9 protein-coding genes are annotated in these 11,105 nt (G+C 67.0%); 2 read left to right on the forward strand and 7 right to left on the reverse strand.

Annotated features, from left to right (window positions below; translation table 11 throughout):
* Window positions 1-163 precede the first annotated feature (163 nt).
* The 7 genes from BI49514_RS01965 to BI49514_RS01995 all read right to left on the reverse strand — a co-directional run bounded on the left by BI49514_RS01965 (window position 164) and on the right by BI49514_RS01995 (window position 9,041).
* Window positions 164-2,074 (reverse strand): PucR family transcriptional regulator, encoded by a 1,911-nt coding sequence (locus BI49514_RS01965; RefSeq protein WP_101543790.1) that lies wholly within the window; start codon window positions 2,072-2,074, stop codon window positions 164-166.
* A 150-nt stretch (window positions 2,075-2,224) separates the two neighbouring features.
* Window positions 2,225-3,004 (reverse strand): response regulator transcription factor, encoded by a 780-nt coding sequence (locus BI49514_RS01970; protein WP_244195220.1) that lies wholly within the window; start codon window positions 3,002-3,004, stop codon window positions 2,225-2,227.
* Window positions 3,004-4,575, reverse strand: a complete 1,572-nt coding sequence (locus tag BI49514_RS01975; RefSeq protein ID WP_101543792.1) for a histidine kinase — start codon at window positions 4,573-4,575, stop codon at window positions 3,004-3,006. Before BI49514_RS01975 ends, BI49514_RS01970 begins: the two co-directional genes overlap by 1 nt.
* 104 nt (window positions 4,576-4,679) lie before the next feature.
* Window positions 4,680-6,044 (reverse strand): 4-aminobutyrate--2-oxoglutarate transaminase, encoded by a 1,365-nt coding sequence (gabT, locus tag BI49514_RS01980; RefSeq protein ID WP_167443979.1) that lies wholly within the window; start codon window positions 6,042-6,044, stop codon window positions 4,680-4,682.
* 207 nt (window positions 6,045-6,251) lie between these two features.
* Window positions 6,252-7,463 (reverse strand): CAF17-like 4Fe-4S cluster assembly/insertion protein YgfZ, encoded by a 1,212-nt coding sequence (ygfZ, locus tag BI49514_RS01985; protein WP_101543796.1) that lies wholly within the window; start codon window positions 7,461-7,463, stop codon window positions 6,252-6,254.
* Between the two features lies 1 nt (window position 7,464).
* Window positions 7,465-8,067 carry a heme-binding beta-barrel domain-containing protein gene (locus BI49514_RS01990; protein WP_167443980.1) on the reverse strand — a complete coding sequence of 201 codons (603 nt, stop codon included), beginning with the start codon at window positions 8,065-8,067 and terminating at the stop codon, window positions 7,465-7,467.
* Window positions 8,068-8,237: 170 nt separating this feature from the next.
* Complete coding sequence (locus BI49514_RS01995; protein ID WP_244195221.1) at window positions 8,238-9,041, reverse strand: ammonia permease; 804 nt, start codon at window positions 9,039-9,041, stop codon at window positions 8,238-8,240.
* A gap of 130 nt (window positions 9,042-9,171) precedes the next feature.
* Here BI49514_RS01995 and BI49514_RS17150 point away from each other — a divergent pair, with 130 nt between their 5' ends.
* Both BI49514_RS17150 and mshD read left to right on the forward strand, forming a co-directional pair.
* Window positions 9,172-10,077: a winged helix-turn-helix domain-containing protein gene (locus BI49514_RS17150; protein WP_276330052.1), complete on the forward strand. Its 906-nt coding sequence runs from the start codon at window positions 9,172-9,174 to the stop codon at window positions 10,075-10,077.
* Entirely contained in the window at window positions 10,074-11,105 is a 1,032-nt protein-coding gene (gene mshD / locus BI49514_RS02005) for a mycothiol synthase (protein ID WP_101543799.1), read from the forward strand. Before BI49514_RS17150 ends, mshD begins: the two co-directional genes overlap by 4 nt.

Here is an 11,105-nt window from a genome sequence, read left to right on the forward strand (position 1 = left end):
TTCTCTGCGATCGTTCGGATTGCTCGGGCGCGACGGTTCGGAATCGCATGGTGATGACTGGGCATAACGTCCTTCGTTCGAGATCTGTTGTCACTTTAGGACGGCTGACCTCGAAGAACACACGATAATTCGCCAATCTTCGCAGAAGCTGATTGTAGGTTTCTCACGACCGGTCGTGAGCGAGCACGGAGAGTTCGAGCCAGAGCCGCTCGGCCGGTTCCGCCGTTGAGAGACCGGTGATCTCCTCGATCCGGCCGAGGCGATGTCGCAGCGAATTCGTGTGCACATGAAGTCGGCGGGAGGCCTCGGCCGAGTTGCCGACCGTGGCGAAGTAGACGCGCAGAGTCTCGAGCAGGCTGCCGTTGTGCTGAGAGTCGTGAGCGGCCAGTGCCTGTGCCGGACCGAGCACTCCGGCGCCCGACGGAGTGCGCTGGCCGGTGGGTGCTCGCCCGTCGGCAGGTCCGGGCCCTCCGCCGATCACACGCTCATCTGCGGCCAGCAGCGTATCGGCGACCTGCAGACCGACCACCCTCGCTGCCACGTCGCGGATGGTCGCCCCGACGATTCGGCCGTGAGCACTCGGGCTCGCACGTGTGCCCGAGTTCTTCTGTGGGGTCGGGTCCACATCATCATCGTCGTCCGCGCCAGGACCCGCCTCGGTGACGGTCTGCACGGCGTCGACGATATATGCGGCTTCGGCCCACGACCGGTGCACGGCATCGAGGCGGTCGACCGGGGTGCCGACCCCGAAGCACAGGGTCTCCGATTTCGGCAGGGACCTGCGCAGAGCGGCGATGACGTGATCGCGCACTTGATCGGCGTTCATCGGCTCGCTCATCTGCACCAATGCCGCGAGGTGGACCCGCTCCCCGGTTCCGGATCGATTCATGCTGACATCTGCCGGACCGTTATATGCCGGACCGACAGGGACAGAACCATGTCCGGCGTGTGCGGCACCGGTGGAGCTCACGTGCGCGAGCACGGCATCGGCGAAGGCGGCCCGCAGATGGAACCGCAGGACGGGCTCTCGGTCGGGGGCCACCTCGGTGAAGGCAAGGACGCAGAAGCTGCCCGAGAACGGCAGCGACAGCAGGGTCGCCGACGGCCCGAGATCGGCCGAGCCGGCGAGGATCCCGCCGAGAGCCTCCCGGCGGATGCGCTTCTCGAACGGTGACCGGCGCAGGGTCCGAAGCATCACTGGCAGGGCCGCGCGGGCGGCGTCGCACAGCACCTCGCGCAGCGGTTCGGGGTCGACCTCGGCCGGGTAGGCCGCCCAGATCGTCCCGATGAGTTCGCCCTCGCTGCGCAGGGCGATGACCGATCGAGCCGGTGATGTGCCTTCGGCGGGACGTTCGACGACATCGGTGGAACGGCGGATCGTGTCGAGGAACCCGGATTCCTCGAGTTCGGCGATCCGCCAGTCGGGAATGGCCCCGGACAGGATCGTCTCGCGTCGGATCTCATCGAGCTCGTCGCCGAGGTTCGCATGCGCGAGCACTCGGGAGGCTGGGTCCTCGATCGTGATCGACGCGCCAGTGGTTTCGGCGATGACGGCGGCCAGGGCGCTGAGGTCGTCGACATCAGGCCAGGCCAGGGCGCTCGTCGCCCCTTCGATGAGCTGTCGCAGCTGGACGAGGATCTCCGACCACGTCACATGCGGCGATCGTTCGAGAAGGACCGGAGCCCGGCCCGCACTCCCCCGCAGGTCGGCCCCGTCACCGAGGTGGCTGTGCGTTCCGGGCGGGACGACGAGGGCGGCGGCTCCCACATAGTCGGTCAGCACGGAATCGAGCCCGGCAGGGCTGCGCACAGGTTCGGTGACGAGGACGACTGTGGCGTTCAAGGAGCCGTGGTCAGTCGCCTCGGCGGTCGAAACCGTGCGTGTAGCGGTAAGCGGAGCCGCACGTGGAGCAGTGAGCGCTGGGGCCGACGGCTCTGTGGAAGCGGCTGGCAGGTCGAAGCCGAATTCGACTCGCGCGACCGCGACGTCATCGGCCACCTCCGTCAGCGGCAGGAGGAACCCCTCCGTGTCCCGGATCAGGCGGGACAGTCGCGGACTCGCAGTGTCGGTCATGCTCCCACTGTAGTCAACGACCGACCGTGGTCGGGAGGATCTGCGTCAGCGGAACCGGTCGCCTCGGTCGGGTGGGATGAACCGGACGGGTCGGCCGCCTCGGCGGGGTGGGGTTGAGTCGAATCAGCCGTCCGCCTCGGCGGGGGCAGATCATTCCGGGGAGAAGAATTTGAACTGGAGGGCTCGGACGACGAGCTGGGCGAGATTGCGCGCCCCCAGTTTGAGGCGCAGGTTGCGGGCGTGCGACTTCATGGTTGACATGGCCACCGATCGGTCAGCGGCGATCTCCTCGTAGCTGTGGCCCTGGCAGAGCAGGGTGAGCAGCTCCAGCTCGCGGGCGGTCAGCTGCGGTGCCGCGTCGGGGGCGTCGGGCAGGGGATCTCCGCTGATGACGATGTCCTCGGCCAACCCTCTGAGCAGTTCGGGGCTCTCCCCCGCCGAGGCGGCCCGCACGATCGAGACGAGTTCCCTCTCCCCGGCCGTCTTGTTGATCACGGCGAGTGCACCGGCTTCGAGCCCGCGGGCGATTCCCGGACCAGGCGATACGGTCGTCAGGAGCACGACGCGGGCTTCGGGGTCGAGGTCCATGATCGCCGCCGTCGCATCGACGCCGCTCATTCCCGGCGGCATGTTGACGTCCATGAGGACGAGGTCGGGACGTTCGGCATCGAAAGCGGCGATGGCCTCTTCGCCGGAGTGGACGGGGTCGAGGACACGGAAGGAACCGGCATCATCGAGCGTCTGGGCCACGGCTCGCGTCGTCCACGAATCGTCATCGACGACGAGCACGGAGGTGCGTGCGGCGGAGTAAGGGGTCATGTCGTGGTCGGCCTGCGGCATGGTCGTCTCCGGTCTCAGGTGAGGGGCCGCCTCCGAGGTCGCGTAAGTGGCCGAGGTGGTGTGCGGGGCCGCGTGGGAGTGCGACGCCATCAGGCGTCGACCTTGTCCCGGCCGCCCTTCGTACGGCTGGCATTGCTGCGGCTGCCGCTGCCGTTGCTGTGGCTGCCGTTGCTGAGGCGGTAGGTCGCCTCGCCCGAGGTGCCCGATCCAGCGGTGTCCGTGCCCGTGAGTCGATCGGGAGCCTCGGCACTGGTCGCCTCCAACGCACCCACCCTGCCTGCGCCTGAGGCCGAATCGGCACTGTGATCGGCGCCCGGTGCCTCAGCCGAGGTGGCACCAGGATTCTCTGCACTTGACGACACAGCGCTGGTGTCGAAGTCATCATCGACGACGTCGATCATGTCCGCGTCCGAGGAAGACCGCGCGGTATCCGATTTGGAGGAAGCCTGCGCTGAAGGGGTGATGAAACGGATCGGCAGGGCCACCTCGACGACGGTTCTCCTCCGTTCATCCTCGTCCACCCGGCAGACGCCGCCCACGGCCGCGGCCCGGCGGGACAGCGACCGCGGCGCTTTGCTCAGGGCGGTCGGTGATTCGTTCGTGCTGCGGCAGAGCAGCTCGGCCCGGTCACCGCGCTCACCTCGCATTTCGACGGCGAGGGTGGCGGGGGTGCCCGGAACGGAGTGGCGGATGACGTTCGTGGCGAGCTCGAGCATCACGGCCCGGAAATGGTGTGACATGGTGCCGGTCGCGTGGGTCGGCAGGCGGGAGAGCTCAGTGGTCAGCGGAACGGAACCGGCCGCACACCCGTCCTCGATCGCCGTCGTCAGCTGTTCCGCCTCGGCGCGGAACCGAACCCGAGAGGTGGCGGAGTCCCCGGTGCAGGCCTCGGCCTCCCACCTGCTCAGGCTCGTCACCAGCTGTCGGAGCCGTTTCGTGGCCTCGGCGTTGACCAGCGCCAACTCGGCGAGGAGGCGGGCCGCAGTCTCGGGATCGCTTTCCTTGGCGAGGGTGCGGATGATCGCGGATTCGGTGGTCAACGAATGCGAGATGGTGTCGTGCATGTCACTGGTGAACCGGGCGCGCATGGCATCGAGTGACTTCTGGTGGTCGACTGCGGCGCGTTCGCGGCGGTCGATCTCACTGCGGATTCGAGCTTCGACGAAGGACGCGCACAGGCCGAGGATCGAGTAGGTCAGCCAGCCGTAGCCGAGGTCGGTGAACCCTTCGAAGCCGGCGTCATAGGATCCGAGTCGGGTCGATGCGCCGAGGTAGACGGCCAGTCCGACGGTGCCCAGCGCGAAGCCGATCCAGCGGCGGCGGCTGATCAGGACCGCGGTGGCGAGGATGAGCGCCTCGGGGAACATGTTCTCCAGGTCCGGGTAGAGCATGGAGAACGCAATGCCCAGTCCGGTCGTCGCGATGACGATGCTCAGCGGCAGGAAGCCGGCTAAGACGATGAGTCCGTAGGCGAGGATGAGCAGGCCTGCGTAGCGGGGTTCGGTGATCTCGAACGACCCGGGCACCAGGATCGTCAGACCCATGATGAGGGCCAGCAGACGGATCGGCGGATCGATGAAGCGCGGCCCCCGAAGGAAGTGCCACACTCGGTCCGGGACGCTCGCTGACGTGCCGGTCGCGCTGTCGATCTCTCCAGTCATGGCCTCTATTGTGCTACAACTGCACCCCCCGAACTACCTGACGGCGGCCCAGCAACCTCGCGCGAGGTTGCTGGGCCGCCGTCAGGTAGCAATTAGGAGGAGGGTCAGCCGAGGAGTTCGGCGAGGGCTGCCTCGATGACGTCGAAGGCATCGCCCAGAAGCTCGTCGGAGATCGTCAGCGGCGGCAGGAAGCGCAGGATGTTGCTGAAGGTTCCCGTGGTGAGCACGAGGACGCCGTTCTTCGCGCAGTAGTCCGCGATCTTCTTCACGAGATCCGCGTTCGGCTCGATCGAATCGTGCTCGACGAACTCGGCGGCGATCATGGCACCGCGGCCGCGGATGTCGCCGACCTCGGGGTACTTCGACTGCAGCTTCGTCAGGCGGTCGACGATGATCTCACCGATAGCCAGGGCACGCTCCGGCAGTCCGTCCTCTTCGTATGAGGCGATGGCGCCGAGCGCTGCGGCACAAGCGGCGGGGTTGCCGCCGTAGGTTCCGCCGAGGCGGCCCGGTCCGACCGAGTCCATGATGTCCGCGCGACCGGTCACGGCCGACAGCGGCAGACCGCCCGCGATGCCCTTGGCCGTGGTGATGAGGTCGGGCACGATGCCCTCCCACTCGGAGGCGAACATCTTGCCGGTGCGGGCGAATCCGGCCTGCACCTCGTCGGCGACGAAGACGATGCCCTTCTCGCGGGCGTAGTCGACGAGCGTGGGCAGAAAGCCCTCGGCCGGGACGATGAAGCCGCCCTCACCCTGGATGGGTTCGATGACGATCGCAGCGACGTATTCGGAGCCGATCTGCTTTTCGATCATCGTGATGACGCGCTTGGCTGCGTCCTCACCGCTGATCTTCGTGCCGGCCGCATCGTTGTCGCGGTACGGGTAGGACATGGGTGCGCGGTAGACCTCACCGGCGAAGGGGCCGAAGCCGGCCTTGTAGGGCGCTGCCTTCGCAGTCATCGCCATGGTCAGGTTGGTCCGACCGTGGTAAGCGTGGTCGAAGACGACGACGGCGTCGCGGCCGGTGTGGGCGCGAGCGATCTTCACAGCGTTCTCGACGGCCTCGGCACCGGAGTTGAGCAACACGGTGCGCTTCTCGTGGTCACCCGGAGTGAGGCGATTGAGGGCTTCGGCGACCTCGACGTAGCTCTCGTAGGGGTTGACCATGAAGCAGGTGTGGGTGAAGGCCTCGAGCTGCGCCTTCGCGGCCTCGACCACGCGGGGGTTCGAGTTGCCGGCCGTGGTCACGGCGATGCCCGAGCCGAGGTCGACGAGCTGGTTTCCGTCGGCGTCCTTGAGAATGCCGCCACCGGCCGCAACCACGTAGGCGGGCAGGCTCGAACCGACACCGGTCGCCACGGCTGACTTGCGACGTTCCTCGATCTCACGGGACTTCGGTCCCGGAATCTCGGTGACGATCCTACGTTCCTGCGGCAGAGCTTCGCCGCCAATTTCCAAAGCTGTCATAAGGGGAAGAATAGAGGTTATCGACGCTTTTTGTCACTTGCCGTCCGAGGGCTGAGCAGAACCGCTCGCAACGGAGAGACGAACGCGCGGATTCGGGCCAGATAGGGTGCGAAATCCGCAGCCGTTCACCGGCCGTCGAATTCCCTAGTCAGGCCGCCCACAGCGAGGGCAGAAGCAACCCATGGCCGCACCCCAGACTCCCTGTGATCAGCGGTTCTGGCTGCGGGCGTCGACGTCCCTGTTCCGTTCCGGTAGCACGCGCTCGTGGTCGCGCATCGGCACGACGATCGTCTCCTGAGCACCGATGACGCGTTCGCCGTCGCCGATTTCGAAGCTCAGCTGCGACTCGGGGGCAAGGTTCCGTTTGACCACGGCCAGACCGATCGGTCCGAGCTCCCAGTGCACGGTCACCGAGGTCAGAGTGCCCACGGATCGTTCGGACCCGCGGACTTCAGCGAGCACCTCGGTGCCGGGATCCGGGGCGATATGGCCGGACCCGTCGAGATGGACGAAGGTCAGACGCCTGGGCGGCTGACCGAGATTGTGGACGCGCGCCACCGCTTCCTGACCGCGGTAGCAGCCCTTGGCCAGGTGCACGGCCGTGCGCAGCAGGTCGAGTTCGCCGACGAGGGCCTTGTGATCGATTTCATTCCGGCCCGGTCGCCAGGCAGCGATCCGCAGGGCTTCCCAGGCATCGAAGCCGGCCATGTCGAAGCTGTTCGCCGACAGCCCCTGCAGGTCAGAGCGCTTGACGATGCCGATGACGAACGGAGTCTCAAGACCCGGGTGGTCGGTTCCGGCGACACCGTGCCCGATGTCGATCTGCGCGTAGGAGGCCGAACCGCTTCCGATGTGCGGCCACGGATCGGACCAGGTCCGGGTGACGGGCAGGGTCTCCGACAGAGCGGTGATGGCGCCGAAGCACTGATAGTCGTCGCTGAGGTCCTCGATCTCGACGCGCATCATGAAGACCATCTTGCGCAGGAAGTCCAGTGTCGCATCGGTGTTGAGGTCGCTGATCGCCCACAGCGCCTCACCGTCGTCGATGAGCTTCAGCCAGCCTTCGATGCGACCGTTCGGATCGAGCACGAGGGTTTCGGTGGACACTCCGGGGGCCAGGCTGTCGATCTTCTGCGTGGTAATCGAGTTCAGCCAGGTCAGACGGTCGGGTCCGCTCAGACGCAGCACGCGGAGGTGAGCGAGGTCGACGAGACCGTCCTTCTCCACGAGCACGCGCTGCTCTCGCAGAGGAGCTCCGTAGTGGATGGGAGTCTCGGCGAGGTCGCCGGCCCCGAACACCGCGGTCGAACTCAGCCCGCGGGCCAGCGACGAGCGCCGAACCGCCTCGGTGGGGGTGTCGGTGTTCTCCGGCGACGGCGAATCGTTGAAGTCAGAATTCGGCGACACGGGATCAGTCATATTAAGACAGCTTCTTCAATCTGGCAGAGGAGTGGGAGGCGAGTTCGTGGCCCATGGCTGCCATGTCCCAGGCCCACATGAGTTCGCCGCCGACGAGGCCGTACATCCGCGTCGAGGCGGTGTACTCCTTCGCGGTCTTGGTCCTGGCCACCACGTCGGTGGCCAGATCGATGCGCGGTCCCTTGACGGTGCCGGCGTAGAGTTCCATGACTCCGTGCGGGTGGACGATCTCGGCTTCGATCTCGAAGGCGTCGTCGTTCGTGCGCAGGGCTTCGACCGCTGCGGCCGAGGTGAAGGACTGCGGTTCGGTCGGCACCATCATCCCCGGGCCGACGTCGCCGTCGTCGTGCTGACGCACGAGCTGCCAGATTCCGGTCTCGAGAGTCAGGGTCGACTCGAGATCACCGGACTCGCTGAGCAGCCACGCATGCGCGGTGTACTGGAGGAAGGGCGTACCCTCATGCGCGACGAAGTCGATGCGCTGGCCGAACTGCTTCTCAGGAGTGTCCGCATAGCCGACGACACCGACGCCTTCCCACGACCCGATCAGCCAGGACAGAGGGACGAGCTCGGGGTGGACCGAGGCATCGAGTTCGATCACCATCAGGGATCAGCGGTTGTCTTTGAACAGCGCCGTGACGACCTTGATCCCGACGCCCAGGGCGCCGAGTGCGGCAATGCCGACGAGGCTGGAGAAGACGATTTCGAGAGCAACAAGATTATCCATGCTCCCAGTCTACAGTTCCTGACAAAGTGATGTGCATTCAGCCCAGGTCAGGAGGCGACGCGTTCGAGTGCGTAGACGACGACTCCGCCGAGCGCGATCGGGGCGGCACCGAGGGCGAGCTGAACGGCGAAGCTCCGGGCCTTCTCGACGTTCTTCTTGACCTCGATGTTCTGTGAGGCCTCGAGGTTGGCGGCTTGGAACTTCGCATAGGCGACGAGCCCGAGCATCCGATCGACCGCTGCCACGAGCAGGCCCATGATGACACCGAGGATGAGCGCCATGGCCAAGGAGATCGCCGGTGCGAACACGAGCACAGACAGGATCCCCGCCACGGCCGTGGACATGACGATGGCCAACGGCGAGGTGTAGATCGCCGGCCACGGCAGCGCGGTCATGCACTGCGCCACGATGAGCGAGGCGAGGCCGATGACGATGGCCTCCTTGTCACCGGGGACCGTGATCGCCGCAACCCAGGTGCTCGCGGACAGGACGATGACGAGACCGGAGACCTGCGCGGACACGTTCGCCACCGCATAGGAGGCACCGATTCCGCGGGTGAGGTTCTGCACGAAGGTCCACAGCAGACCGAGTCCCGCGAGCACGGGCAGCCAGTCGAGGTAGGGAGCCGTCGAGTCCTGCCAGGCGGCGTAGAGTCCGCCGACTCCGAAGAGGGCGAGCATGATCGACGTCGCCCGCGGCTGCGGGGAGTCCGTCAGACGCGGCCAACCATAGGCGACGCCGAAGACGATGAGCCCGGTCGCCAGCAGGAACAGCGTATAGCCCCAGTACACGGAGGCACTGAGGGCCAACACCAGCACCAGGGCGACGGCTACTCGAATCCATCTGATCACAGCACTATCGTGCCCTATCCGGCGACACCCGCGGTAACCACCGGCGGCAGCGCGTCGGAGCAGCCCCGGCCCGGGCCTCGCTATACTCTTCCTCAGACGACGGGCGAGACGACGGGCGCCGAGGAGGTGGATGCAGCACATGCGGATTCTGCACATCTGCCCCACGGCCAGGCTCGACGCCCCGCTCGCTCCCGAATCCCTGCAGTACCTCGGTCACCAGATCGACCGCTGCGCGGCCGAGGACCTGCCCAGCCGCCGGGCCGAATCCGCCGCGGTCGACGTCGTCATCGCCGACGCCTGCCTCGATCTGTCCCTGGCCCCGCGCATCTCCGACCTCCTCGCCGAGGCGCGGATCACCGCTCCCGCCATCGTCGTCCTCGGGGAGGGCGGACTGGCGACCGCCTCGGCGAAATGGAACGTGTCCGACCTCATCCTCACCACTGCCGGCCCCGCCGAGGTGGAAGCGCGGCTGCGCGTGGCCCGTGACCGTCACACCGCATCCTCGTCAGCTCATTCCGGCAGCGGATTCCCCGGCGGATTGCATGCCGGGCCCGGCCGGCTCGGCGCGAAGGGCGACGCCGGGGGCTGGGGACCGGTTCGCACCGGACGCGGCCCCGTCGGCACCTCCCGGGGAGGCGGCCCCGGTTCGTCCGGGCGCCTCGGCGACACGGGCGAGGAAATGTGGAATGCCGATGGCGAACCGATGGTCGTCGTCACCGGGGACCTGCGCATCGACGAGACCGCGTTCACCGCCGAGCTCGGCGGTCGCAGCCTCGACCTCACCTACCGCGAGTTCGCCCTGCTGAAGTTCTTCGCCATGCACCCCGAACGCGTCTTCACCCGCGACGACATCCTGCTCGCCGTGTGGGGCGACGACTACTTCGGCGGCACCCGCACCGTTGACGTGCATGTTCGCCGCCTCCGTGCGAAACTCGGCAAAGACCTTGAGAACGCCATCCACACCGTGCGCAACGTCGGCTACCGGTTCAGCGCCGACAGCGTCACAGACACAGATTCAGAGGACGTGACGGCATGAGAATCCAGGCCAGCGGAGCAACCACCTCCACCCCGATCGACACGCTCACCGAGGATGAGCTGAAGTTCCTCGATGACGTGGCGGCCGCCGATGGCGCCCCCGAGATCTCCGGGGGACTCATGGCCGTCGCCACCGGCGAAGACACCGCCCACGATGCGCAGACCGCCTCGAGCGTCTGGCGCGTCTTTGCCGACGATGCAGACGCTTCCGACCCCGCCGATGCCGACTCCGCCGGCAAAGACGCGACCGGCGAGCTCATCGGATTCGGAATCCGCGCCCTGCAAGGGGACCGCCACGCCGCCGAGTTCCTCATCGCCCCCGACCATCGCGATCAGGGTCTGGGCGAACAGCTGCTGAGAAGGATCCTCGACGAAGAGCCCGAAGCCTGGTGCTGGTCGCACGGCGACCACCCGGCCGCGGCCCACCTCGCACAGAAGCACGGGCTCGGCCGCGATCGAGTCCTTTACCAGATGCGCACCGACACCGGGCTGCGCCTCGACGCCCTCCCCGAGACGCAGAGCCCCGACGGGGTCGAGATCCGCTCCTTCGCTCCCGGCGACGAGGACGGCTGGCTGACCGTGAACAACGCCGCTTTCGACTGGCATCCCGAACAGGGCGGCCAGTCCCGCGCCGATATCGATGCCGTCGTCACTGCTGCGGACTTCGACCCGACCACCTTCATCATCGCCGCCCGCGATGGCAAGGTCATCGGATTCCACCAGACGAAGATCACGGACACGGATGATGAGGGCCGCCTCGGCGAGGTCTATGTCGTCGGGGTCGATCCGCGCATCCACGCCAAGGGCGTGGGCAAGGCGCTGACGGTCGAGGGAATGCGGCGGATGGTGACCAACGGTGCCGCAACGATCGAACTCTACGTCGAATCGGACAACGCCGCGGCGCTAGGCTTGTACGAGCGACTGGGTTTCCATGTCGCGGTCGCGCACGTGGCCTATGCGCCGGCCTCCGCAAAGGTGGTCACCGGCACTGACTCTGCGAGCACGGCGTCGACGGACGAGAAGGAGTAG

The sequence above is a fragment of the Brevibacterium iodinum ATCC 49514 genome (genome assembly GCF_900169265.1).
GTDB lineage: Bacteria > Actinomycetota > Actinomycetes > Actinomycetales > Brevibacteriaceae > Brevibacterium > Brevibacterium iodinum.

Excerpts from the sequence above, each read along its gene's own strand:
- BI49514_RS01970 (WP_244195220.1), bottom strand. The coding sequence starts at position 3,004 with ATGGCGTCGCACTCCCACGCGGCCCCGCACACCACCTCGGCCACTTAC.
- BI49514_RS01990 (WP_167443980.1), bottom strand. The coding sequence starts at position 8,067 with ATGGTGATCGAACTCGATGCCTCGGTCCACCCCGAGCTCGTCCCTCTG.
- BI49514_RS01975 (WP_101543792.1), bottom strand. The coding sequence starts at position 4,575 with ATGACTGGAGAGATCGACAGCGCGACCGGCACGTCAGCGAGCGTCCCG.
- BI49514_RS01965 (WP_101543790.1), bottom strand. The coding sequence starts at position 2,074 with ATGACCGACACTGCGAGTCCGCGACTGTCCCGCCTGATCCGGGACACG.
- BI49514_RS17150 (WP_276330052.1), top strand. The coding sequence starts at position 9,172 with ATGCAGCACATGCGGATTCTGCACATCTGCCCCACGGCCAGGCTCGAC.
- ygfZ (WP_101543796.1), bottom strand. The coding sequence starts at position 7,463 with ATGACTGATCCCGTGTCGCCGAATTCTGACTTCAACGATTCGCCGTCG.
- mshD (WP_101543799.1), top strand. The coding sequence starts at position 10,074 with ATGAGAATCCAGGCCAGCGGAGCAACCACCTCCACCCCGATCGACACG.
- gabT (WP_167443979.1), bottom strand. The coding sequence starts at position 6,044 with ATGACAGCTTTGGAAATTGGCGGCGAAGCTCTGCCGCAGGAACGTAGG.